The 26017-nt window shown below is 38.2% G+C and carries 20 protein-coding genes and 1 pseudogene; 15 read left to right on the top strand and 6 right to left on the bottom strand.

What is annotated here, in order from left to right:
- Positions 1–121: 121 nt before the first annotated feature.
- Positions 122–1484, bottom strand: a pseudogene (gene nhaA, locus PVV64_RS05250) (Na+/H+ antiporter NhaA).
- Between the two features lie 149 nt (positions 1485–1633).
- Positions 1634–3325 carry a hypothetical protein gene (locus PVV64_RS05245; RefSeq protein WP_273760100.1) on the bottom strand — a complete coding sequence of 564 codons (1692 nt, stop codon included), beginning with the start codon at positions 3323–3325 and terminating at the stop codon, positions 1634–1636.
- A gap of 356 nt (positions 3326–3681) precedes the next feature.
- On the opposite strand from PVV64_RS05245, the gene PVV64_RS05240 reads away from it, so the two are divergent.
- From PVV64_RS05240 to PVV64_RS05205, 8 genes are all read left to right on the top strand, one after another.
- Positions 3682–5454: an SLC13 family permease gene (locus tag PVV64_RS05240; protein ID WP_273760081.1), complete on the top strand. Its 1773-nt coding sequence runs from the start codon at positions 3682–3684 to the stop codon at positions 5452–5454.
- Positions 5455–6037: 583 nt separating this feature from the next.
- Positions 6038–6709 carry a tetratricopeptide repeat protein gene (locus PVV64_RS05235; protein WP_273760080.1) on the top strand — a complete coding sequence of 224 codons (672 nt, stop codon included), beginning with the start codon at positions 6038–6040 and terminating at the stop codon, positions 6707–6709.
- 4 nt (positions 6710–6713) lie between these two features.
- The gene (gene der, locus PVV64_RS05230; RefSeq protein ID WP_273760079.1) at positions 6714–8141 is read left to right on the top strand and encodes a ribosome biogenesis GTPase Der; all 1428 of its coding nucleotides are present in this window, start codon (positions 6714–6716) and stop codon (positions 8139–8141) included.
- A 964-nt stretch (positions 8142–9105) separates the two neighbouring features.
- Positions 9106–9531: an AtpZ/AtpI family protein gene (locus tag PVV64_RS05225; RefSeq protein WP_273760078.1), complete on the top strand. Its 426-nt coding sequence runs from the start codon at positions 9106–9108 to the stop codon at positions 9529–9531.
- Between the two features lie 7 nt (positions 9532–9538).
- Complete coding sequence (locus PVV64_RS05220; RefSeq protein ID WP_273760077.1) at positions 9539–10297, top strand: F0F1 ATP synthase subunit A; 759 nt, start codon at positions 9539–9541, stop codon at positions 10295–10297.
- 54 nt (positions 10298–10351) lie between these two features.
- Positions 10352–10582, top strand: a complete 231-nt coding sequence (locus PVV64_RS05215) for a F0F1 ATP synthase subunit C (RefSeq protein WP_006589457.1) — start codon at positions 10352–10354, stop codon at positions 10580–10582.
- A 135-nt stretch (positions 10583–10717) separates the two neighbouring features.
- Positions 10718–11284 carry a F0F1 ATP synthase subunit B gene (locus PVV64_RS05210; RefSeq protein WP_273760076.1) on the top strand — a complete coding sequence of 189 codons (567 nt, stop codon included), beginning with the start codon at positions 10718–10720 and terminating at the stop codon, positions 11282–11284.
- Positions 11285–11295: 11 nt separating this feature from the next.
- Positions 11296–11790: a F0F1 ATP synthase subunit B gene (locus tag PVV64_RS05205; RefSeq protein ID WP_273760075.1), complete on the top strand. Its 495-nt coding sequence runs from the start codon at positions 11296–11298 to the stop codon at positions 11788–11790.
- Between the two features lie 809 nt (positions 11791–12599).
- Here the strand turns inward: PVV64_RS05205 and glyS are convergent.
- The 4 genes from glyS to PVV64_RS05185 all read right to left on the bottom strand — a co-directional run bounded on the left by glyS (position 12600) and on the right by PVV64_RS05185 (position 18696).
- On the bottom strand, positions 12600–14822 hold the full coding sequence (gene glyS, locus PVV64_RS05200) for a glycine--tRNA ligase subunit beta (protein WP_273760074.1): 2223 nt from the start codon (positions 14820–14822) through the stop codon (positions 12600–12602).
- The gene (locus PVV64_RS05195) at positions 14822–15766 is read right to left on the bottom strand and encodes a glycine--tRNA ligase subunit alpha (RefSeq protein ID WP_273760072.1); all 945 of its coding nucleotides are present in this window, start codon (positions 15764–15766) and stop codon (positions 14822–14824) included. The genes glyS and PVV64_RS05195 overlap by 1 nt, the downstream gene beginning before the upstream one ends.
- A 120-nt stretch (positions 15767–15886) precedes the next feature.
- Positions 15887–17584 carry a tetratricopeptide repeat protein gene (locus PVV64_RS05190; protein WP_273760071.1) on the bottom strand — a complete coding sequence of 566 codons (1698 nt, stop codon included), beginning with the start codon at positions 17582–17584 and terminating at the stop codon, positions 15887–15889.
- A 95-nt stretch (positions 17585–17679) separates the two neighbouring features.
- Positions 17680–18696 carry a polyprenyl synthetase family protein gene (locus PVV64_RS05185; protein WP_273760070.1) on the bottom strand — a complete coding sequence of 339 codons (1017 nt, stop codon included), beginning with the start codon at positions 18694–18696 and terminating at the stop codon, positions 17680–17682.
- Positions 18697–18926: 230 nt separating this feature from the next.
- On the opposite strand from PVV64_RS05185, the gene PVV64_RS05180 reads away from it, so the two are divergent.
- The 7 genes from PVV64_RS05180 to PVV64_RS05150 all read left to right on the top strand — a co-directional run bounded on the left by PVV64_RS05180 (position 18927) and on the right by PVV64_RS05150 (position 25907).
- Positions 18927–19718, top strand: a complete 792-nt coding sequence (locus PVV64_RS05180; RefSeq protein WP_273760069.1) for a tRNA1(Val) (adenine(37)-N6)-methyltransferase — start codon at positions 18927–18929, stop codon at positions 19716–19718.
- Positions 19719–19909: 191 nt separating this feature from the next.
- On the top strand, positions 19910–20758 hold the full coding sequence (locus tag PVV64_RS05175) for a S49 family peptidase (RefSeq protein WP_273760099.1): 849 nt from the start codon (positions 19910–19912) through the stop codon (positions 20756–20758).
- A 255-nt stretch (positions 20759–21013) separates the two neighbouring features.
- Complete coding sequence (locus PVV64_RS05170; RefSeq protein WP_273760068.1) at positions 21014–21952, top strand: 4-(cytidine 5'-diphospho)-2-C-methyl-D-erythritol kinase; 939 nt, start codon at positions 21014–21016, stop codon at positions 21950–21952.
- A 264-nt stretch (positions 21953–22216) separates the two neighbouring features.
- Complete coding sequence (locus PVV64_RS05165) at positions 22217–22858, top strand: ribonuclease HII (RefSeq protein ID WP_273760067.1); 642 nt, start codon at positions 22217–22219, stop codon at positions 22856–22858.
- The gene (locus PVV64_RS05160; protein WP_273760066.1) at positions 22855–23817 is read left to right on the top strand and encodes an L-threonylcarbamoyladenylate synthase; all 963 of its coding nucleotides are present in this window, start codon (positions 22855–22857) and stop codon (positions 23815–23817) included. The genes PVV64_RS05165 and PVV64_RS05160 overlap by 4 nt, the downstream gene beginning before the upstream one ends.
- A gap of 2 nt (positions 23818–23819) precedes the next feature.
- Positions 23820–25229 (top strand): FAD-binding oxidoreductase, encoded by a 1410-nt coding sequence (locus PVV64_RS05155; RefSeq protein WP_273760065.1) that lies wholly within the window; start codon positions 23820–23822, stop codon positions 25227–25229.
- Positions 25230–25379: 150 nt separating this feature from the next.
- Positions 25380–25907, top strand: coding sequence for a DUF6101 family protein (locus PVV64_RS05150; protein WP_273760064.1), 528 nt, complete (start codon positions 25380–25382; stop codon positions 25905–25907).
- Positions 25908–26017 lie beyond the last annotated feature (110 nt).

The raw sequence follows: 26017 nt of genomic DNA, 5'->3' as shown, positions 1-26017 counted from the left end.
GTGAAGAGACAATGCAGGTTAAAAATTTCCTTATTTGTCTCTATCATTAGAATAAATTTTAGCGCAATGAATAAGCTAAATTATTTTTTAAAAGTGAGTATAAAACACACTGTTATTTGCTTTACTGAGAACTATGGAGAGCTTTTTTTATTGCGCTTAATGTATATGAAGCCATATCCAAGACCAGCCAGAGCCGATAAACCAGATCCACAAAGGACACCAATTTTTGCGGAATCAAGTAGGATAATATCCTTAAAAGCAAGCATTGAAACAAAAATAGACATTGTAAAGCCAATTCCTGCTAAAAAGCCAATGAGTAAAAGACCTGACCATGTCATCTGAGGAGGCAAGCGACATAATCCTGATTTTACTGCGAGATAACTAGCAGCAATAATACCACAAGGTTTACCAACAAACAGACCAATCACAACACCAAGCACAATGAACAATGATTCATGAGAAGAAAGATCAAAATTTGCAAAACTAACACCAGCATTTGCAAAGGCAAAAATTGGCATAACGCCGTAAGCAACCCATGGATGCAATGCTTTTTGAACACGTATGACTGGTGCGATCATATCGCGTTGTCCTTTACGCATTTTTTTTAATGCAGTTGAAATATGATGCAGATCTGTTTTGGTATTTTTTTCTTGAAGAACTTGCATTGCATTGCTCAGCATGGTGAGTGGTGCCACAAGAGTACGGGTAGGAAAAACAGGGGTCATCATGCCTAAAATCACGCCGGCAAGGGATGGATGAACACCTGTTGCCATTAATCCCCACCAGATGATTGCACCAGGCAGAATGTAAAGCCATGCTGATGCAAGGCCAATCCATTGAAAAAAGAACACTAAAGCAATACCTGCTGCGGCAATAATAAGGCCACTAGGATCAATATTTGTTGAGTAGAAGAAAGCAATAATGAGAACCGCAATGATATCATCAATAATTGCTAAAGATAAGAGGATAATATGAAGGTGAGAAGGAATTTTTTTGCCAAGGAGAGCCAGAATGCCTAGCGCAAAGGCAATATCTGTTGCTGTTGGCACAGCCCAACCATTTGTATGTCCCCCATTAAAGTTGAAGCTAAAATAAATAATTGCTGGAAGACAAACCCCACCTACTGCTGCAACGACTGGTAGTACTGCTTGTTTAAAGTCGGCAAGAGCACCTTCATGAATTTCACGCCGAATTTCCATTCCTGCGACGAGAAAGAAAATAGTCATAAGGGCATCATTAACCCAGAAGTGCAAATCCCATGAGAGGGAGAAATGACCAAAGCTAAAGCCAAAAGGTGTATGCCAAAAGGATTCATAAAGAGACGCATATTGAGAATTGGCAAAAATGAGTGCAGCAGCAGCAGCTAATAAAAGGACAATACCGCTGAGAGCTTCAATATGGAGAAAACGCTCGATAGCGGAAAGTGCTTGGTTGGTAACACGAGAAGCACGATTGGGTAGGCGATTTGAAGATAAATCAGACATGAACAACTCCAACTATCAGCAATTTCACAAAATATATTTTGCACAAACCACTCCGTATGATGCTTTTTTTGTATCATACAAAAGAAAAAAGAGGAATAAAGCTTTTAAATTATAGACAACATCATCATGCTGAATGCAAAACATGGCTTTTAAGGTGATGCTTCATTCTTTACAGAGAGATGTACTTTGTTCAAAACTGTGGACAAATCATTTTGTAAAGCAGATTCAAGATCATCTATTGTAAGTCCTCTTTTGTCTTTTGCTTTAATTTTGACAACTAAGGTTTGAGGATTTTCAGCAAACTCACCAAAAGCTTTTGAAATCTTTTCCGCTTCGTCATGACTTTTTAGCAGGAGTTTTGGAGTTTGTGTCATCATCAGATAGAAGTTATCATAGAGTTCTTTTTTAAGATCATGCTTTGTGTCACTAAGATTTTGTGCAAGATAAGAAAAAAGTTTATCGATAAAACCAGCATCTGTATAGCTGATATCAATATCGGTAAGACCAAGGTTTTGAGAAGCAGCGATCATGAAGTCTTTTTGGGCAGAAAAAAGTTTTTCATCAACATCAACAACCTGTGCGGTTACTTTTCCGGATCCAATATTTTTTATGTTGAAAGACATTGCATTAAGAGAAAGCATACGTTTTTTTTCATCATAAGAAATATCTAATTTTCCTGAAAGATCAAAACGTTCAAGGTTTATTTTTTTGAGTAACTCGAGGTCTTTTTCTTCTATTTTTTTAGGTAAAACTGAAAAGTTATGAAGAGAAAGAAGAAGTTTTTTCGGTATTGGTTGTTTCCACAGGCTTGGTTTGAATTGGAATGATTCAAGCGTTGCTTTCAACTGTGGTATATCAATGGCGAGGTTATTCACTTCTGCATCAGCTGAGGTAATAGCAAGCAATATGTTTAAAAGAATACCATTCCGTGCTGTTTTTTCAGCATCCTGATTATTTTGTTTTCTTGCGTTAAGATAAGCTTTGATCAATTTTTCCGGTGTTTGTTTAAGCGGCTTCATTTTTAGACCAGATGTTGTAAATTGTCCGAGAGAGAAAGAAGCATTTTTTTCTGTTTCTTGAAAAAGATCAACTCTTATATTATTCAAAGAAATGGCACCAGTAACGGTTTTTCCTTGATTGAGGACGTTGTTTTCTCCCAGAATAATGGAGTATGCGTAATGAATATCAATATCATGGGCTTTTATTACATCACTTTTAGCGACAAGAGACATCTGTTTAGCACCATTTGCTGCCATCGTTGTTAAGTCCATGTTTTTAAAGCCAATAGAGCGGATATGCCCATTTTTTAAATCAGAAAGCTGAAAATTCTTCATTTCAAATTTTTCAACATTTTCAGGGGTATTTTCTATAGAAAGTTGTATATCCGGAGCAACGATTGAGGAAAGTTCAATCCGCATAACTGATTGCAAAAGGCGCGACGTGATTGTACTATCTTTTTCCTTTAAGAAGACACCACTGAGAGAAATTTGGGGAATTTTCACACGAATATTATGATACTTCAAATCAACATTATAGAATGTAAAAGCGCCAGGGATAAAAGAAAGAGGAGGACGAGCAGAAAGAGCACCAATTTTAAGTGATGTGCCAGCAGGGGTCGGGAGAGTAACATTTGTTAAGTTGACTTTGCCTATGATACTAACATCGGATGTTTCCGCTTTTATAGAACGGCGGGCTATTTCTTGTTTCACGAAATTATTAAGATAGGGTTTTGCTATATAAAAAACACCAACAATTATAATTGTGAGGATAGTAAAAAAACCAATAATACAAGTTAGCCAGTATCTTAGATTACTGCGATACCCACTATTAAGATTAACCATCATTTCTTCTTTCGCTTTTATCATTTTATGTGAGAATATAGACGAGTTCCTTTAAGCGACGACAAAGGTTCAGATAGAGTATGCACCGAACAGTTATCTCCCTCCACCCGCTTTGTACATGTAGAATCATTCTCATCTTTTTTGCAATATGCTTTCATCAGATGTCACCAAATTTCTTTAATTTCAACATTTTATAAAAGAAGAAGGAAGTCTCTGTCGATTACGATTATGTTTGTGATTAAAATATTTAAAAGTGTTCTCATGTCAGCTTTTATCTTGCTGCTATTTATAGGGAAAGTTAAAAAATAAAACATATGTTATTATTTATTGAAATCTAACGGGGAAAGATGGGTATCATGACAGAAGATCAAATAATGGCGTTTACTATCATTGGATTTATGATGGTTATTTTTATTTGGGATAGATTCCGTTATGATCTTGTTGCTATTTGTACATTATTGATTTCCTGTGCTGTTGGCCTTGTCAGTCCGAAGGAGGCATTTAGCGGTTTCAGTAACGATATTGTTATGATCGTGGGAAGTGTGTTTGTTGTCAGTACGGCTATCTCGCGTTCTGGTATCATGGAGTTTATTATCCAACGAATATGGCCAGATGTAAAATCAGTACGTCTTCAATTAGCTTTTTTGGTTATTTCCGTGGTGTTTTTGTCAATGTTTGTGAAAAACATTGGTGCTTTGGCTATCATGCTTCCGATTGCTTTTCAATTTGCTCGCCGTTCTCAGGTTTCGCCCTCTGTTTTTTTGATGCCGATGGCATTTGGTTCTTTGTTGGGCGGTCTTATGACACAGATAGGAACTTCCCCCAATGTTGTTATTTCAGCGATGCAAGAGCGTTTAACGGGTGCTCCTTTTACCATGTTTGACTTTACACCGGTTGGTGCAGCTGTTGCTACTGTTGGAGTATTATATGTGGTGTTTTTTTCTTGGCGTTTACCTGTTCGTGTCCGTTCAGGTGTATCGTTTGATGATGCTATTGACATTCGTAACTATGTTTCAGAAGTACATATTCCAACAAATTCACCGATTATAGGAAAAACCGTTGTTGATTTGGTGAAGCCATCAGGTGGTGATGTTATGGTGCTTCAAATCATCAGAAACAAAGTGTCTATTTCACCATTACCAGATTTTGTTTTGTCTGAAAACGATATTGTTTTGCTGGAAGGTTCGCATACAGGATTAGATAGTGTAATGAATTCTGCTCGTTTAGAATTTTCTAAGGACAGAACTCTTTCTACGAGTGATAAAGACAGTGACATCGATATTATTGAAGCCGTTGTTACATATAATTCGCCTCTTATTGGTATCAGTGCAAAAGAGTTTTCACTTTTTGATCGCTATAATGTCAATTTTCTTGCCTTAAGTCGTCAGCATGAAAGGATACGAGGAAGGCTTGGTGATATTGTTTTTCATCTTGGTGATGTGATTGTTTTGCAAGGGCAAGATATGATTATTCCAAATTTGTTACGGGAATTGAAATGTTTGCCCTTAGCCAAACGTAATATTGTATTCGGTAATTTACGACATGGTTTCATCTCTTTGGCTATTTTATTTATAGCGATCATTTTTACGGCGTTTCATATTGTTCCTGTTGCTTTTGCTTTTTTTTCTGCTGCTGCAGCAATGGTTATTTTTCGCGTTTTACCAGCCCGTGATTTGTATCAAGCATTAGATGGCCAAATATTAGTTTTATTAGCAACTCTTATTCCAGTCAGTGAGGCGTTAGAGAAGACAGGATGTACAGATCTTATAGGACAATGGCTAAGTGAATTGGCGATATTTTTACCACCATCTGGTGCTTTAGCACTGATGCTGGTTACAGCCATGTTAGTAACGCCATTTTTGAATAATGCAGCGACAGTCATGATGGTAGCACCAATTGCATCAAGTTTTGCCCATTCCCTTCATTATAAGCCTGAAGCTTTTCTTATGGCAGTTGCCATTGGTGCAGGGTGTGAATTTCTTACACCTATTGGACATCAAAGTAATATGTTGGTGATGGCTCCTGGGGGATACCGTTTTAGTGATTATCCACGCTTTGGTGCACCACTAGCGGTCTTGATAGTCATAGTTGCTGTTCCAATGCTCATGTGGATTTGGCCATTACAATGAAATGTTTTTAGGAACTATAAGTATCGAACACAAAATTTTGTTAATAAGTGAAGAGATATTATATGTATTAAAGAGTTTTGTTTGAGATTTGGATTTTTACTGAATTTTTTCAAGAATCTCCAGCATTTATTGATTGGGTTGTAGGGGGGCAATCATGACAATCAAACAATAGCTTTTTGTTCAAGATTTTTTAAAAGAATTGCCTTCCCATTATTATTTTATAAGCGAGAATTTTGAAAAATATAATACAACTCTTGTTTTAAAGTTTTAAACAATGGCTGCCATACATAGGGGAGGGCAATATCAATATAAAGAACTCTTGATAGAATGGGGAGGATAACATGATAGATCTAAGGCAATGATCATTTCTCTCAAAATTTAAAGAGGTAAAAAACGCAAGATAAACCAAAAGGCAGTTATATTGTTTTTTGTTGGTGCCGTTGCAAAAGTCCAAGCAATTCGAATACATGTTGATTTGAGAATCATGAATGAGAAATTTTAAAGTTTTTAGTTAATAAGGGCTACCATCTTTGTTCATTTATGCGTAAAAGCAGAAGAAAGTAATTTTTCCAAGGTATGATACATGTCGTATGATAGTTTTATCGCTGAAGTTAATGCAGAATTTCGTCAGGAAAAGGCTCTTGCTTTTTGGAGACGTTATGGTTTTTCGATTATTGGGGCAGTTATTCTTTTTATACTCATGATAGTTGCTTATCAAGTTTATCATCATGAGCAAATAAAAAAAGCTGGTTCTATTGGTGATGCATTTGTGAAAAGTCTTGATTTTACGGATACACATCAATTTGATGAGGCGCTAAAGCAATTGGAAGATGTTAAAGTCTCTCATTTTGGAGGATATCCTTTTCTTGCTCGTTTGCATGAGGCTTCTTTATTCATGGAACAAGGTGATGTTGTTAAATCGGTAGAGGCTTTTGATTCCGTTGCAGTTGATGAAAAAGCACCGCAAATTTTACGGCAAGTTGCAAGAATTCGTGCTGCCTATATTTTGGTTGATACAGGAACCTTCGATGATGTCAAAAAGCGTGTCAAAGAGATGGCAAATGATATTGATCCTATGCGTATGTTAGCAAGAGAGGCTTTAGGCTTAGCCGCATATAAAGTAGGTAAGATGGATGAGGCAGCTGATTATTTTCGGAAAATTTCTACAGAAGGTGAGCTGAGATCAAAAGTAATAGATCGGGCTCGAATTATGCTTGAGCTTATGCAAGCTGAGGCCACGGCAAATAAGGAATAAATCTATGGCCCTTACCATTGCTATCGTTGGGCGTCCCAATGTTGGGAAATCAACACTCTTTAACCGGTTGGTTGGGCAAAAATTGGCGTTGGTTGACGATAAGCCAGGCGTTACGCGTGATTGGCGTATTCATGGGGCAAAACTTCAAGATTTACGTTTTGATGTGATTGATACAGCCGGTTTGGAAGAGGCAGCTGATCATACCCTTGAGGGGCGTATGCGTTCTCAAACAAAAGCAGCTATTGATGAAGCAGATCTTATTTTATTTATGTTTGATGCGAAAAGCGGAATAACACCAAGTGATTTAAATTTTGCTTCGTTGATACGCAAGTCAGGAAAACCAATTGTGCTTGTTGCCAATAAGTCTGAGTCAAAAGCAGCAAAAGGGGGAGAGTATGAAGCGTGGTCATTAGGGTTGGGAGAGCCCTGTCCAATATCTGCTGAACATGGTTTGGGGCTTACAGATCTTCGTGATGCAATTATAGATGCTATTGGTAGAGTGCGCGCTTTTGAAAGAAAACACGAAGAGGAGACTATTACTGTAGAGCCTGCATCTGTTGGTGATGATGTGGAAGATTTGCAAGAAGAGGAGTTTGTTTACGATGAAAATAAGCCCATTCGGATTGCAATTGCAGGGCGTCCCAATACAGGAAAATCAACTCTCATCAATAGCATGTTGAAACAAGAACGATTATTAACAGGACCAGAAGCGGGTCTCACGCGCGATTCTATTTCTGTAGATTGGCAATGGCGCGGTCGACAGATTAAACTTTTTGATACTGCAGGTTTGCGTAGAAAGTCAAAAATTCAAGAAAAATTGGAAAAACTTTCTGTTGCGGATACTTTGCGTGCCATTCGTTTTGCAGAGGTTGTGGTAATTGTTTTTGATGCAACGATACCTTTTGAAAAGCAGGACTTGCAAATTGCTGATCTTGTGATTCGTGAAGGACGCGTTCCGCTTATTGCTTTTAATAAGTGGGATCTTGTGGAGAATAGTCAGGAAACATTGATTGATTTGCATGAAAAATGTAGCCGCCTTCTCCCACAGGTTCGTGGTTTAAGAGCCGTCCCTTTATCAGGCCAATATGGTCAAGGAATTGATAAACTGATGGAAAATGTTATGATGATGCACCGTGTATGGAATCGCCGTATTTCCACGGGCAAATTGAATCGATGGCTTGAAACTGTTGTTGCACATCATCCTCCACCGGCAATTTCGGGGCGCCGACTGAAAGTTAAATATATAACACAGGTTAAGACACGTCCTCCTGGGTTTGTGGTTTCTTGTTCGCGACCAAAGGGAATGCCTCAATCATATTTACGTTACCTTTCCAATGGATTGCGCGATACGTTTGATATGCCTGGTGTACCAATTCGCATATCATTACGAGCATCTGATAATCCTTTTGCAGCACGTTCCAGAAAGAAATAATTTTTGCTTTGAGTAAGTGAAAGTCTGTTAAGTAACATATTGAAAAGTCAGCTTATTATATTAACAAGACTATTTTAAGCTCAAGAATGAATGGATCAATTCAACAGATAATGGCGTTATTTTTAGTAAGAGAAAAAACAGTTCTTTATTGAGCAAGAGAGTGATTCATTTTGTTGTAGCGCAAGACGTCGTTCTTTAGCATGTAATATGAGGCACATAAAACTTACATAGGTGGTATTTTATTAATTTTATGGCGAATATTCAGAGTAGATTCTATTCAAAGTGTCTATAAAATGTATGGGCGCTCAAGAAGTGAGACTCTTTAAAGAGAGGCACTGGGAGGAAACTTCGTACTTTGGTGGAGCGAAATTCAAAATGGTGTATCATGATAGTGAATATCGTAACTTCATTTGTTTCAACTTCTCTTGCTCGGAAAAAAGAAGACTGCTTACAGAGACGTTGTGAGAAGAAGAAATATATGAAACAAAGTCGTTTTGGGAAAAACGCACTATAATGTTATTTTGTGTAAAGAAAACAGCTAACATTTAACATTATCGAACAGAAAAGCAACTTGACAGTGATCTATTCAAATAAAAAGCAAAACCATTTTCTAGTTTATCAATATTCAACAGTGAAGAGATGATCAAGAAAGCGGTGACAGTTGTAAAAAATTGTATTCGCTATATCTAAAATTCTCTTTATAGAATAATCTATAAATCAAAGTCTGAATATTATTTGAAGATAAAAAAGCTCTCATGAAAACCACTGTATTATTTGCAGATGAGAGATGATTATTTTAAGATATATCAGTGATTGAAATTTATAAAATTGGAAGGCATATTATTATTGCGATAAATTGTGATAGATTTCTTTTAGCGTCTTGACGAATAAAATCATGAACAATATGATGTCCGAAGTTTTGTAAAGTACGTTTTGACTCTGCTTTTTAACGAAGGAGCTTGTGATGGCAAAGGGCAATGGACCCGTTGTGCCAAGAGAGGGAGCTGAAGGAGAAAAGCAAGGGGACTGTTTTCATTTAGAGGATTTGGAATGTCGTAGTCATAAGTTAGGTTTAGCTTTAATGCGTAAACAGGCATTAAAGAAGCAGGAAGAGAAGGATGAGGGAGAAGAAAAACAAGGCGGAATAGCACGTGCAGTTAAGCTTTCCAGTGAGTTTTTGGCAAGTATTATTGTGGGTGTTGTTTTGGGGTTGGGGTTTGATAAGATAGCAGGTTCATTACCATGGGGGTTGGTGTTTTTTCTTTTTCTTGGATTTGCTGCTGGTGTATTGAATATTCTTCGGTCTGTGGGGTATATTGCTCCCAGTCAAGTAGAGAAAAAAGGCGTATTGCGCCAAGATAAAGGGTCCAATAAAAGGTCCAATAAATGAGGTTGAAGTGACATCGCACGCTCCAGATCCTATTCATCAGTTTGAGGTTTCACGACTGATTAAGATTTCCATAGGAAATATGGATTTTTCATTTACAAATGTATCACTTTTTATAGTGGTGACAGTTGTTATAACGTCAGTTTTTCTTTTCATGTCATCATCAAGTCGTGGATTAGTTCCAACACGGATGCAGTCTCTTTCAGAAATGGCATATGAGTTTGTAGCGTCAACTTTGCGAGAATCATCTGGAGTACAGGGAATGCAGTTTTTTCCTTTGGTTTTTTCCCTGTTTAGTTTTATTTTGGTTGCGAATTTTATTGGTCTTTTCCCTTATTTTTATACAGTTACTTCTCAGATTATGATCACGTTTGCATTGGCAATGTTGGTTATTTTGACGGTGATAGGTTATGGTTTTTATAAACATGGGATTGGTTTTTTGAAGCTGTTTGTTCCCAGTGGTGTCCCTGTTATGATTTTGCCTCTTGTCACGATGATTGAGGTTATTTCTTTTCTCTCTCGTCCCATCAGTCTTTCACTTCGTCTTTTTGCGAATATGCTTGCAGGTCATATTACTCTCAAGGTCTTTTCTGGTTTTGTTGTTTCAATGATTGGGGTAGGAATTATAGGTATTGGTGGTTCAATTTTACCACTTATTATGACCGTAGCGATTACTGCTCTTGAATTTTTAGTTGCATTTCTTCAAGCTTATGTCTTTACGGTTTTAACTTGCATGTATCTTAATGATGCAGTTCATCCAGGACATTAATAAAACTGGCGGTTTTCCGTCGAATGGTACAATTTCGCTTTAAAGGAGAATAATATGGAATTGGTGCTTGCAGCAAAATATATTGGTGCTGGTCTTGCTTGCTTTGGTATGGCGGGTACGGCTTTGGGTTTAGGAAATATCTTTGGGAGCTATCTTTCTGGTGCGTTACGCAATCCATCTGCCGCCGATAGCCAGTTTGGCCGTCTCGTTTTTGGTTTTGCTGTAACAGAGGCTTTGGGTATTTTTTCATTGCTCATTGCTTTGTTGCTTCTTTTTGCTGTTTAATCAGCTTTTAAGCAAGGGTATGTCGGTTTTTTTTAAAGAGACAGACATGCCCTTTTGGCTTTGAGCCAAAGGATGTAAGTGAATTGTTGTCAGTATCAAGAACTTTCAATGAAGTTGTTTGAAGGATAAAAGAGGATGTTTGTTTCCAGCGCTTATGCACAGAATACGGAATCATCGATAGAGCATATCAAGAATGCAGCAGGGCATGTAGATCGTGTATTTCCACCTTTTGATTTTGTGCATTTTGCTTCACACCTTTTTTGGTTAGCAATTTCTTTTGGGCTTTTTTATCTTTTCATTTCTCGTGTGATTGTACCGCGTATTGGCGGTGTTATTGAGACACGTCGAGATCGAATCGCATCTGATTTGGATCAGGCAATGCGTATGAAGCAAGAAGCAGACACCGTGGTTGAAACTTATGAACGAAAATTAGCAGAAGCACGTTCACAAGCATATGTTATAGCGCAAGCCGCTAGTGAGGAGATAAAGGAAAAGGCTGAACTTGAACGCAAGGAAATTGAAGCAAGTTTAGAGAAAAAGCTAGCAGATGCTGAAAGAAAGATAGTAAAAATACGAGATCAAGCTATGCAAAATGTTGGCTCAATTGCTGAAGAAGTGGCTTCTGAAATTGTAAAAAAATTGATTGATGTTGATGTTAACAAAGAGGTTATTCATTCAACTGTTAAGGCTGCGGATTACTAAAGGATACAAAAATGACTGATACTTTTTGGGCTTTTGTTGGATTAGTTCTTTTTTTGGCTCTTTTGGTCTATTTCAAAATTCCACAGATGGCTGTGCGCCATCTTGACGCACGGGCAAAACGTATCAAAGATGAGCTTGATGAAGCTTTACGCCTTCGTGAAGAGGCACAAGAATTGCTATCTGAATATCAGCGCAAACACGCGGAAGCGGAAAAGGATGCGCAAGAGATTATTGCAGCAGCCAAGCATGAAGTTGTAGCTGTGGTTGCTGAGGCGCGTGCAAAAGCAGAAGAATATGTAAAGAATCGCAATAAATTGGCAGAGCAAAAAATTGCTCAAGCAGAAGCCGATGCTGTAAGAATGGTTTCTTCATCTGCTATTGATTTAGCAGTTTCTGTTGCTCGTACGCTTATTGCCAAAGAGTTGACTTCTCACAAAGAGAATGAACTTATTGAAGAGGCTCTTTGCGAAGAATCCCTGAAGAAAATAAAAACATATCTTCATTAATAGCTTAGGCTTTTTAGAAAATGAATTCTTTGTAGTACAGTTTCTTTTGAGGAATTGAGTATTCTACGTCTTCAAATTAATCTCATGATATTAATTGATACACTTCATTGAGGTATATCTTTACAGCTTTCAGGCTTATCTTGGCATGTTCTTCATAAAGAAGATAACGCAAGAACCATAAGATATCGCTATTTTTAGCTTTAGGACAACATGAAGATTTCCGCTTCATTTTATTGATAAGCTCAAAATGTTGCAACAGCTCTTGTATGAAGACATTTCCTGAGAAGCGTATTGGCTCTTTTCCAAAAAGTTTTTATTCATCTATTCTTATTTAAAGATAAAAACAGTAAATTATCATTATCGATTCATGCGCTACTTTTTGAGGATTTACCAGATTTTTGACCAGCTATTATCTTATTATCTGTCAAATTCCATCATTTAAGGCTATCATATAAGATGGTATAAAATTTGCCACATGAGGTGATTTTTTATGAGATATGGAGATGAGTATTCAGTGTATGGATTGTCTCGTAGAAAGGATGAAATGAACTGCATGAAGTAGTAAGCCAAGTAAAATTTACCAAGAGAATTTGAACTTTTTACAGAAAAGCGCTGAAGAATACTTGATCATTTAAGGCAGTAAGAAGGCTTATTTCTCTTCTATATAGATTCTACAATCAATTAAAACTTTCTCAAGCTTTATACTGAAATTTTCGCATAATATTTTTTAAATGTTCAATGACAAAACTGTTCAAAAAGAGAAGAGAGCTCTACTTTAGCACTTTTTCAGTTGAGAAGCTGTTTAAATTTTACATTACGAGTTTTGAAAAATCTGCTACTGCCTCTGTAGTGGTGCGGATACGTCCAAGAAGAGCGAGACGATTAGTGCGAATATTAGGATCTTTATCGTTTACCAATACTTTTTCGAAAAATCTATCGATCAATTTTCCCAGTGGCGTTAATATATTAAGTGCATGTGATAAGTTTTTTGCACGGATATCGTTACAAATCTTATCTTCTATCTCAATAATTGCTTGATAGAGTTGTATTTCTTCTTTTTCAATAAAGAGCTCAGGATTAATTTCATTTATTATGATTGCATCTTTTTGAAATTCGTTCTCAAGAATATTGACGGTACGTTTCACGGCGGCTAAAAAATTGCTTCCATCACTTGTATTGATAAAAACGATGAGTGCTTCAACGTGACGTGTGACGCACAAAAAATCATCAGCATTTTTACTTAAGACTGCTTCAATAGCATCATAACGTGCACCTTCTTCTTTGAGATAAATTTTCAAACGTTCATGAAAAAAAACCAATAGATCTGACAAAATATATTCTACGTTTTCTAGAAAGTGAGTTGGAGAGTGTGTATTTTCTCTTTGACATGTCCCGTATTCTTTTTTTTGTTGTAAAAAAAGATTTGCTGCCAATTGAAACAATGGCATAAGATTAATTTTCCAGTCACGCAAAAGCACAAGCCTAATAATCCCCAATGCTGCTCGTCTTAATGCATAGGGATCTTTAGAGCCGGTTGGTTTTTCATGAATCAGCCAAAAACCGACAAGCATGTCAATTTTATCAGCTAGCGCAATTGTTATAGCAAGAGGCCCTTGTGGAATGCGATCTGTTGGGCCAAGAGGTTTATAGTGGTCTTCAATTGCTTCAGCTACGCGAGGATCTTCTCCCTGAAGAAGAGCATATTTTCTGCCCATCAGTCCTTGCAATTCAGGAAATTCTCCGACAACTTCTGTTTGCAAATCAGCTTTTGCAAGTACTGCTGCACGTTTTGCTAACAAAGGATCTGCTTGCACCAAAGGAGCAATTTTTTGTGCGAGTGCAGCGATGCGTTCTATTCTTGCACCTTGCGTACCTAACTTTGCATGGAAAGTTACATTTAAATGATCAAGTCGTGCCATTCTTTGATCGAGAGGTTTTTTTAAATCAAGATCAAATTTTTTTATAGAAGATTCTAAGTTTTTGATATCAGGCAGATCATGCTGGTCTGTTTGCCAAAAATAGAGGGCATCAGAAAGACGAGCACAGACAACTTTGCTATTTCCCTTAGAGATTTCCTTGCCCTCATCACTTGCAAGGATATTAGAAACAAGAATAAAATAAGGAGAAAGCTTGACCTTTTCACCTTGTTTTCTTGTTACAAAACATTTTTGATTGGCCCGAATGGTTAAGCGAATAATTTCTGGAGGAATATCAAGGAAAGATTTGTCAAAATTTCCCATAAGCACCACAGGCCACTCAACGAGTCCTGTAACTTCTTCTAAGAGGGCACTATCTTGAACCAGCTCTAAGCCACTTGCAAAGCAAAGATTTTGGGCATCTGCCAAAATAATATTCTTTCGCCTTTCCGCATCAAGGATAACTTTATGGGCTTCAAGTTTGGTAATATAATCCTCAAAGCGACGAACTTGGATTGGTTTTCCATCACTTAAAAAACGGTGACCATAGGTCAGATTATTGCTTTTAAGGGAACCAATAGTAAAGGGAACAACATGCGTTTCACCAATTTCTGGTCCAAAGATGCAGAGAATATTTTGTAAAGAGCGAATCCATTTCAGTGCTCCACTTTTTTCTGAATCTTTTCCCCAGCGCATAGATTTTGGCCATGGGAAATTGCGAATAATATTCGGTACAATATCAGCGATAATTTCTTCTGCATTCCGGCCTTTTTTTATGATCTTAGCGATATAAAACTCACCTTTTTTACTATCATGCGCAATATGTGCTTCAGAAATATCCCTTAGACCCGTTGAGCGTAGAAAGCCATCAATCACATGCTGTGGTGATTTTGTACTGGGACCTTTACGTTCTTCATGGACATCTTTTGAACGCAGAGAAAGTTCCCGGATGTCTAATGTTAATCGACGAGGTGTCCAATATTCGCGGGCAGCTTTATAGGTTAAACCTGCATTGACAAGTTGATCTGTCACACATTTTTTAAGATCAGCAGCAGCTTTTCGTTGCATGCGTGCTGGGATTTCCTCGCTAAAAAGTTCAAGAAGAAGATCAGACATCAGGCTTCTCCTTTAGTCTGTATTTGTCCTGCCTCTGTGTGTAAGAAGGCTTCTCCACAGCGGCGTGCGAGATCGCGAACGCGCAATATATAACTCTGTCGCTCAGTTACAGAAATAACGCTCCGTGCCTGTAAAAGATTAAAAATATGGCTAGCTTTAATACATTGATCATAAGCCGGAAAAACACACAAATGTATGCCATTTTCATGATTTGGTTTTCCCGCTTCAAGAAGTGCAATGCATTCGCTTTCTGCGTCAATAAAATGCTGATGGAGAAGATTGGTATCAGCGAATTCAAAATTATAGTATGAATATTCTTGTTCTGTTTGTAAAAAAATATCTCTATAAGTTATTTTGTCTTTTCCCTCTAAACCATTAAAGTTGAGATCATAGACGTTATCAACACCTTGTATATACATTGCTAGACGCTCAAGCCCATAGGTGAGTTCTCCTGAAACTGGAGCGCATTCAATGCCACAAACCTGTTGAAAATAAGTAAATTGAGAAATTTCCATTCCATCACACCAACACTCCCATCCAAGTCCCCAAGCTCCAAGCGTTGGACTTTCCCAATCATCTTCAACAAAACGGATATCATGAAGTTTTGTATCAAGACCAATAGCTTGTAGCGATTTAATATAAAGTTCTTGTAAATTGGGGGGAGAAGGTTTGAGAAGGACTTGAAATTGATAATAGTGCTGTAAGCGATTTGGATTTTTACCATATCGCCCATCTGTAGGGCGTCGAGAAGGTTGTACGTAAGCCACTTTCCAAGGGCGTGGTCCAAGAGAGCGCAGTGTGGTGGAGGGATGAAAAGTTCCAGCTCCAACCTCCATATCATAAGGTTGCAAAATTGCACACCCATAATGAGCCCAATAATTTTGCAAAGTTAAGATAAGTCCCTGAAAAGAACGTTTGGGATTAAGATATTCAGGTAGTTTCACACTTTATACTCTTTTAATACGTTATACTCTTTTTAATATTTAACCAACAGACAGCACCAAAGGATTTTTAGCCTCTATCATTGTCTATTATTTCATGTGCTTGTGGTCAAGCATCGTTGTTTATTGCAAGCCAAATTTCAATTTTTTTTCGATTTTTTTGGAGTCTTTTGCTTCATTATCAATGGCATGATTCCATTGAAAGATTGCTTCACGTTTGCGTCCGACTTGCCAATAGGCATCGCCTAAATGATCATTTAATGTTGGATCTTCAGGTTGTAATTTAACAGCATTTTCTAATATCTGCACAGCTTTGTTATATTGTTTGAGCTTGTAATAGGCCCACCCTAGAGAATCGAGGATATAACTGTTTTGCGGCTGTAATGCAGAAGCTTTTTGAAGTATGTTGAGCGATTCCTCAAGTTTTTGATCACGATCAACAAGTGAATAGCCTAGATAATTAAGAACTTGCGGTTGATTGGGAACAAATTCAAGAGCTTTTCGCAGGTCGCTTTCGGCTTTTGACCATTGATCTAGACGCTCAAAAGCAATACCACGTTGATAAAAAAGTTTCCAATCATCTCGTTGAAAATTTTTTATCTGCGCAATAGCACGATCTAGGACTTTTGTAGCTTCTACAAATTTATGATCTTGCATATAAAAGGCAGCCAGCGTTATTAACATGGCGCGGTCATTGGGAAATTTTTTATTTAATGCATGAAGTAATTTGATAGATTCATTGTAATTATTGTGATTAGCAAGAAGAAATGCCAGCTGAAGCTGTCCATCTTTATAATAAGGCGATTTAGGTGGTAAAGCGCGATAAAGTTTAATGGCTTGATCAGGATTATTTAATTTAGCAGAAATAAGCGCGAGTTGGAACAGCGTTGCATCACTTTGAGGATAGAGGGCAAAAGATAACTGTTTGAAAATACGTGCAATTGGTCCTGAATTTTTATAATTGAGTGCTGTTCCAAAGTTGTACAATACCTCACCAGCTCCTTGTTGAGGTGTTTTAACTAATCTTTCTAAGGACGCACCTTTTTCAATTTTTTTCAGGATATTTTTAAGAACCTCTCTGCCTGACAACATTTGTTCGCCATGCCTCATAGTTTGAAGAGCCTGATTGCGCATGTTATGACGCAATTGGAATGAGGCATAGGCTATAATAATACGTTCATAGGTATTAGGAGCTATAAGATTCCCTTGTTTGTTATTGAGTGCTTGTATGAAATGTTTTTTTGCCTCTTGTGTCCGCTCTGCAAGGTCATTCATAAGCGCAAGATGATAATGTATAAAAAGGCTATACCAATCAGGTCCCTTGATCTTTTCAAGATCAGCAATTGCTTGAGCTTTTTGTCCAGATCCGAATGTGATCCATGCACCGATGAGTTCAGGTATTGGATTATTATGACGTGCAGGAGGGCCTTTTGATTGCAAAAGAAGGTGAGCATTCTTGTAATCTCTTTTGATGAGGCTTTCTATCGACAATGTCAAAGATACAAAAGGAGTTATAACATTTTGTTCTTTGAGTTTTTTTGCTTGCTGAACAGCTTCTTTAAAGTTTCCCACAGAAAGCATCGCCTCAAGGAGCTCTTTTTGTGTTTCAATATTATCAGGTTTGTAAGAGAGTGCTTGTTTAAAATAATGAATGGCAAGATCTATTTTATTTTCATGATTTGCCACTCTTCCAGCTAAATAGGCACCTGTAAATGATGTTGGATTTAGAGTGCTGTTTATTTTGCTAGAGGTTGCTGATGGCATCAGCATGATACCCGCGATAAAGAATGTCAAAAAGCGGGATACCCTAGCACTGCACATAGAGCTCATCCTTTTCAAGATAATCAATCGATTGTATGGTGTATAGATCATGTCCGATTACTTTTGTTGAAAAATATTGTGTTTCCTGCCAAGTATCAGTTTACGCGCGCAATACAAAAATCAACAGTCTCAGTGAGAGCGTTGTGGGCAAGATTTTTGTTGAGGTGGGCAAGAGCGTCAATTGCACGCTTTCCATAAAGACGAGCTTGTTCTATGGTATCTGTGAGGCTATCATATTTTTCTATTAATTGCTGTGCATATGCAAAGGCTTCCTTATTGTTATGACCGTCTTCAAGAGCTTGTTTCCAGAATGCTTTTTCTACCGTATCACTACGTGCATATGCGAGAATAACAGGCATTGTGATTTTTCCTTCTCTAAAATCATCTCCTATATTTTTTCCCAAACTTTGGGCAGAGCCACCATAATCAAGTGCATCATCAATCAATTGGAAAGCGAGTCCTAACAGTGTTCCATATTCACGCAATGCAGAACGCTCTTTATCTCCATAGCCAGCAATAATTGGTCCGACTTCAGCGGCAGCTGAAAAAAGTGCTGCCGTTTTTGCATTGATAACTTTGAGATAGTCTGAAGCACTGGTTTCAATATTTTTTGCAACAGAAAGCTGCATCACCTCTCCCTCAGCAATAATTGCCGCAGCGTTTGCAAGGACAGAGAGCGCTTCTATAGAACCAACATCAACCATCATTTTAAAAGCTTGTCCCAACAGAAAATCACCAACAAGTACGCTTGCTTGATTTCCCCAAATCATTCGTGCAGTAGATTTTCCTCGTCGTAAAGCACTCTCATCAATCACATCATCGTGTAATAAGGTTGCTGTATGCATAAATTCAACGGCTGTTGCAAGCCTTATATGCCCATCATTTTGATAACCAAACAGATGAGCGGAAGCGAGTGTGATCATGGGACGTAACCGTTTTCCACCTGATGAAATAAGATGGTTGGAAATTTCAGGGATCATTTCAACCTCTGATTTTGCCATAGAGAGGATTAATTGGTTGACGCGCTCCATATCATTTTGGGTAAGATGAATGAGGGATTGGAGGGATATTTGATTGTTTTTTGTTTGATCTAGTTTTGTAGCTACGCGCAATATGTTTACTCCTAGAGTATTGCAATGGACTTATGTGATTTCTATTTTGTCCACTAACATAAAGGGGGTTTTGTTTTGACACAAGCTTTGGATGATCTTTGTAAGAAATGTTTTGAAGTTTGTGGAATATTGCTGTGATAAAGTTCAAGAGGAAAAGTTTGAAATAGCTTTGTTTGAGCAGCACTGAATAAGAAAAAAGATAGTTTATAATAAACATTAGGCTTTCATAAATGGATAAAACAACGAATCAGACTGATGAAACAATAGACAGTTTTCATCGCGGGAAGTTTTATTTGGTTCAACCACGCACCCATGGTCATCGCTCTGGAATGGATGCTATGTTGTTAGCCAGTTTGGTTCCCAGTCATTTAAAGGGCAAGGTTGTTGATTTAGGAGCGGGTGCTGGTGCAGCAGGGTTGGCGGTTGCTGCGCGTTGCCCACAAGTTCATGTGACATTGGTTGAGCGCTCAGTTTTTATGGTCTCTTACGCACAAAAAACACTTATGCTCAAACAGAATGAAAAATTAGCTGAGCGAATTTGTTTGTTAGAAGCAGATGTTACCTTGAAAGGGAAGAATCGTTTAAAAGTAGGATTGGTGGATAATTCTTTTGATTTTGCGATTATGAATCCGCCTTTTAACAATCTTACCGATCGCAAAACACCTGATAAACAAAAATCTGAGGCACATGTTATGTCTGAAGACATGTTTGATCATTGGTTACGAAGTGCAGCAGCAATTGTTAAGCCAGGTGGATATTTAGGGTTAATTGCACGTCCGCAATCACTAAATGATATTCTCTACGCTTTAAAAGGACGCTTTGGTGGTATCTGTATCATTCCCGTTCATGCACGTGCGACAACGGCGGCAATTCGTGTTTTATTTTATGCGAAACGAGGAAGTAGAGCGGCCCTATCTATATTACCGGCATTGATTATGCATGAGGATAGGAGTGATGCTTTTTCACCGCGGATTGATGCAATCAATAATGGATGTATAAGTTTGTGGGAACTTTTTAAATGATATCTTGTATTTTTCAAGTTATTATTTAAATTCAAACTTAACCTTTAACCCTCTAAAGGAGATTTAGATTTTGAGTGAAGTGGGATGTGATACTATATTTCGGACTTGTGTCGCCAATTTTGTGTTTAGTTATGTTGTTCCCTTTTTATTAGTTTATCTTTTCTCCTAGCTTATAAGGAAGCTTTGTTTTGATGGAAGTTATCAAAAATCTTATTCCGCATCGTTTTTATTCTAGTAAACTTGAAATCCCTGTGGTGCGCCTTCATGGGGCGATTATGGATTCAACGACACTGATGTCACGGACGCTTTCCTTGGGGAGGTGTGCAAATCTTTTAGACAAGGCTTTTGCATACAAAAAGGCGCCGGCTGTTGCACTTATTCTTAATTCTCCTGGTGGTTCGCCCGTGCAATCACGTCTTATTTTTAAGCGCATCCGTGATTTGGCAGAGGAAAAAAAGAAACAGGTTCTTGTATTTATTGAAGATGTAGCTGCATCGGGTGGTTATATGATTGCTTGTGCGGGGGATGAGATTTTTGCTGATCCTTCTTCGATTGTTGGCTCTATAGGAGTTGTGTCAGCATCCTTTGGTTTTCCTGAGCTTTTGAAGAAAATTGGTGTTGAGCGGCGTGTTTACACGGCGGGAAAAAACAAGGTTACCTTGGATCCATTCCAACCTGAAAAGAAGGCAGATATTGAGCATTTGAAATCTCTACAACTCGAAGTTCATCAGACGTTTATTGATTTGGTTAAAGAACGGCGTGCAGCAAAGCTATCAAATGATCCAGATATTTTTACAGGAATGTTTTGGAGTGGGAAGAAAGGCATTGAACTTGGCCTTGTTGATGGATTGAATGATGTGCGTTCTGTTATTAAAGAACGCTTTGGGGATGATACAAAACTTCGATTAATTACGCCTCCAAAAAGTCTTTTAGGACCTAAAACGCCTGCAGGAGTTACGGCTCATGTGGTTTCTACAGCAGTTGACAGTGTATTCATAACCGCACAAGAGCGTGCACTGTGGCAACGTTATGGTTTGTGATGAGGGGGACAATCTAAGAGCTACGCGGGAGAGCTAGTAATTTTACCTAAAAATAGTTGTGAGAAAGAACGGACTTGAAGTGGTGCGAATGATTGCATTCAGTTTATTGTGTATAGCAGCTTTTCATATTTATGATTTAATGAGGAAACGGTTGCAGAAGATGTTGTCGGGAGGAGGGATAGAAGAAGCTAAACCGAGTACAAAAAAACGGGGTAGGTTGGTAAAGGATCCCTATACAGGTGAATATTACGTCAGATGATTTCGGATGTACGAACTTCATTCAAAGGTTATTCTTATAGATTCACCCCCATTAAGCTGAATTTGGCTTTACATATTGTTGGACAGCGCGCTGATGGTTATCATTTAATAGAAAGTTTAGTCTATTTTAGTCTCAGTGGTGATTGTTTAAGCTATGCTCCGTGTAAAAATGATCACTTTGTTCTAACAGGTCCATTTGCAAAAGGCCTTATTGCTGATTCAGAGAATTTGGTTATCCGCGCACGTGATTTTATGCGCAAGACCTTTCCTGAAAATGCTAAACCAGCTTTTTTGAAACTTGTTAAAACATTGCCTATTGCTTCAGGTATTGGTGGTGGCTCTGGTGATGCCGCGGCTGTTGTAAGTATATTGCATCAACAGTGGAATCTTGATTATTCTTATGAAAAATTAGCAGAAATGAGCGTCGTTCTTGGTGCCGATGTACCCATGTGCCTTTTGGCATTGGAATATCAGCAGCCGCTTTTTGTCAAAGAGATTGGCCAAGATATGACACGAATAAAGGAGGCTTGTTCTCTTGCCATGGTGTTAGTAAATCATGGACAACAGATTGCAACGAAAGCTGTTTTTAAGGCTTTAGAAAAGTCTAACTATTTCCCTCTAAAGATTAATCCAGAAGCTCTGAAGACAGTTGATGCATTGGTTGAGGCGTTACAAGAAACGCGCAATGATCTTTTTGCTCCTGCCTTGAAAGTTGCACCTCAATTACAGGAAGTGTTATCTACACTAGATGAGTGTGGCTCTCTTTTTTCTCGTATGTCTGGAACGGGAGCAACTTGTTTTGGTATTTTTAAGAATCAACAAGCTGCACAACAAGCAGCTGTTTTTATTAAATCGATGCATCCAAGTTGGTTTGTGCAACCGATCATAACTTTAGGAAAGACTGAAGAGACAAAGGTGAAGAAAGAGCTTATTTGATAAAGGTTTTTATTATGTGCAATGGAGTGATGAGATAAGAGAATAAGTATTTTTGTTTTCTAGATCAGATAAGCACATGCTAAGATAATATTTTCACGGAAGAATCAGAGAGTGTTGCAAGAGACTCTATAATTGCCTTCTTTTATTTCTGTGTTGATAGAAGAGTTCACGGAGATATTTGAGAAGTTATTTTTACTGTAGGGCTTGCAGAAAAGAGCAGGCTGTGAAATGGATATATTTCTTTGTATTTGTGATTTATAAAAAATGTCCAATTTACCACTTCAGCCGAATTTTTCATATGAATCAGATTTGCAAAACCAAGGTTTTTTTCATATAGCGGGTGTTGATGAAGTAGGGCGTGGGCCTCTTGCTGGACCTGTAGTAACAGCAGCAGTCATTTTGGATAAAGATCATATTCCTGATGGGTTAAATGATTCAAAGAAGTTGTCTCTTCTACAACGTAAAAAATTATACAATGAAATTTTACAAAATGCCTTAGCAATTTCAATTGCTAGTCTTTGCGCTCATACGATTGATCAGTCTAATATTAGAAAAGCAACTTTAGAAGCAATGCGTCGCTGTCTTACAGGATTAGCAATTCCAGTTCACTATGCACTCATTGATGGACGTGATATTCCCTTTGAGCTACCATGTCCAGCAACTGCTTTGATTAAAGGCGATCAGCGTTCGGTTTCAATTGCAGCAGCGTCTATTATTGCTAAAGTAACACGGGATCGAATGATGGAACATGCAGGACAAGTTTATAAAGGCTATGGTTTAGAGAAGCATGTAGGCTACGCAACGCGAGCACATCGTATTGCTCTTGATAAATATGGGCCAATTGTGGGATTACATCGTTATAGTTTTGCGCCTCTCAAAGGGGGGGATAGGAATGATGTTTTATGACAATTCTACCTCTCAATAGCGCTTCGATAAAGCAAGCCGTTGCATTTCTTGAACAAGGGAAGTTAGTCGCTCTACCAACAGAAACGGTCTACGGATTGGCAGGAGATGCAACCAATGGGCAGGCAGTGGCTTCTATTTTTTCGATAAAGAAGCGTCCACAATTTAATCCTCTTATTGCCCATGTTAGCAGCATTGATATGGCGCAGCGCTATGTTGAAATTGATTCTCTTTCGCGTCGATTAATGGAGGTATTTTGGCCAGGACCTTTAACATTTGTTCTCCCTTTAAAGGCACAGCATAATATCCACTCTTTAACCACTTCTGGTCTGAATACACTGGCTATTCGTTTTCCCAATAGTCGTTTTGCAGAAATTGTGGAATATTTTGGTCGACCTCTTGCTGCTCCTAGTGCAAATCAGTCAGGGCGTCTTAGTCCCACGTGTGCTGAAGCTGTTTTTGCATCTTTAGGGAGATCTGTTCCTTTGATACTGGACGGAGGATGTTGCAAAATAGGGATTGAATCAACAATTATTAAGGTTTGTCATGAAGATATTTACCTTTTGCGTGCTGGAGGGCTTGTGGCACAAAAGATTGAAAAAGTTGCAGGAAGATCATTAAAACGGATAGATCAGCGGGCTGAGATTGAAGCACCAGGTATGTTAAAATCGCATTATGCACCAAATGCTGTGATTCGTTTAAATGTGGATAAGGTTGAAAACGGTGAAGCCCTTTTAGCATTTGGTAGAGAACGCATTATGGGGGTTGAAAATGCTATTTCTGTTTTAAATCTGAGCGAGAGCGGACGGCTAGAAGAGGCCGCCTCTCATTTATTTCAATATTTGAGAGAGTTGGATTCATTAAAGGTACGATCTATTGCCGTAGAACCGATTCCAACATATGGGTTAGGTGAGGCAATTAATGATCGTCTCATACGTGCAGCGGCTCCAAGAGAGGAATGAAGATGGAGCAGGAGTTAATTGAAAAATTTACAAAACTTGTTGGTGTTGGGAACGCTATAACAGATCAGGCACTGATTGCACCCTATTTGCTTGAAGAACGCGGACGATTCCATGGGAAGACACCATTGCTTTTACGCCCCTCTTCTCCTGCAGAAGTATCGTCAATTATGCAACTCGCTAGCCAATCGCGCACACCGATTGTACCGCAGGGAGGAAATACGGGTCTGGTAGGTGGTCAACAACCAGATGAGAGTGGGAACAGCGTTCTTTTATCTATGGAGCGACTGAATAAGATAAGATGTATAAATCTTGAAGGTCATTTTGCTGTGGTGGAGGCTGGAGTTATTTTACAAGACTTACAGAAAAAAGCAGATGAAGCAGGTCGTTTTTTTCCTCTTTCTTTGGCTTCAGAAGGTTCCTGCCAGATAGGGGGAAATCTTTCATCTAACGCTGGGGGGACAGCTGTTTTAGCGTATGGAAATATGCGTGAACTTTGTCTTGGTTTGGAAGTCGTTTTGCCTGATGGTCGTATTTTAAATGATTTACGTTTTGTTAAGAAAGACAATAGCGGTTATGATTTGAAAAACCTTTTTATTGGAGCAGAAGGTACTTTAGGAGTTATAACAGCAGCGGTCTTAAAACTGTTTCCAAAACCTAAAGGAAAAGCAGTTGCTTTGGTTGGTTTATGTAGTCCAGCTAAGGCTCTAGAGCTTTTATCTCTTGCACAATGTCATGGAGGGGAGATGTTGACGGGTTTTGAGCTTATGGGAAAACTGAGCTTACAAATGGCTTTAGACTATAAGATGTGTGAAAGATCTCCTCTTGAACACGAGCATGAATGGTATGTATTGATTAACATTTCATCATTACAGGGGGAAAAGGAAGCCTTTTCAGTACTTAGTGTTATTTTGGAAGAGTCTTTAAAAGATTGTGTGATAGAAGATGCCGTTGTTGCACAATCGTTAAAGCAGCAAGATTTTTTTTGGCAATTGCGTGAAAGTATATCACCTGCACAGAAATTAGTAGGCGCATCTATTAAGCACGATATTGCAGTGCCTGTTGCATCCATTCCTGATTTTATCTCCAATGTAGAAAATATTGTTGAAGAAATTGCTCCTGGTGCGCGGATAGTTTGTTTTGGTCACATGGGCGATGGAAACTTGCACTATAATATTACCCAACCTGTTGGAGTTGATCCTGCAGTATTTTTGCAGTTATGGTCACAAATGAACCATAGTATTCATAGTTTAGTGATGCACTATCAAGGTGCGTTTTCTGCTGAGCATGGAATTGGTCAACTTAAGCGTGAGGAACTTCGTGCCTTCAAATCGCCTGTTGCATTGGATATTATGCAAGCGATTAAGAAAGTGCTCGATCCTTTAGGGATTATGAATCCTGGAAAAGTCTTATAATGCAAGAGAGATAAATTTTGTCATGTGTTTTTGTTTAGATTTCAATAACCAAAAAAGAAACCAGTTGTTTTTTATTCAATCTTTTAATAATCCAATGAGAAAAAGCTGTTAAAGGGTATAGTATTATTAAAATAAATTGGGACACTATATATGGCTAATCAATGCTTTAATCAGGCAAAAGCGGTGCTTGAATTTCGGTTGGATCCGTGCCATTTGCCACAAACAACGACTTATTTTTCATCAAAAACGGGCAATAAAATACTTTGTTCGTTAAGTGATCGTGGTGTTTTCTTTAAAACAGAGGCCCCTGCAAGCTTATCGCATTTAATGCCATCTTATCATTTCAAAGGAATTGCAGCACGTACTGTAGAAACGCATTCAGGAGAAAGAGCCGTTGCATTAGAATTGCTGCATAGAGATGAGGAAGTTTGCATCCCTCTTTTAGTTTCTAGAGATTTGAATAATGTTCTTTTAGATTGGCGCTTATGGGCGGATACTTATGATCTTCCTATGCTGATGATCAATGAAGATAATCGTGTTATGGTTGTCAAAGATCGTTTTGATTTACGCCGCTTTTTTTATACAACACTGCATTCTAAGCAAAAGCGTTTCTCACTTCGTTATAGCCATCCGTTAGGTTTGCGTTTGGTTATCGCGAATCGAGTTGCCCTGCAATAGACCTTATGTGCTTTTTTCTACGATTATACTGCTATGGCTATTTATTCCGCTGTGTTTTGTTTGCACTTGTCAAAGAGAGCTTTGCTTGACAACATCTGTTTACAGAAGGT

The sequence above is a fragment of the Bartonella sp. ML70XJBT.G genome (assembly GCF_028618575.1).
Lineage (GTDB): Bacteria > Pseudomonadota > Alphaproteobacteria > Rhizobiales > Rhizobiaceae > Bartonella.
The sequence above is the reverse complement of the archived record's forward strand: the minus strand, read 5'-3'. Positions and strand labels throughout refer to the sequence as shown.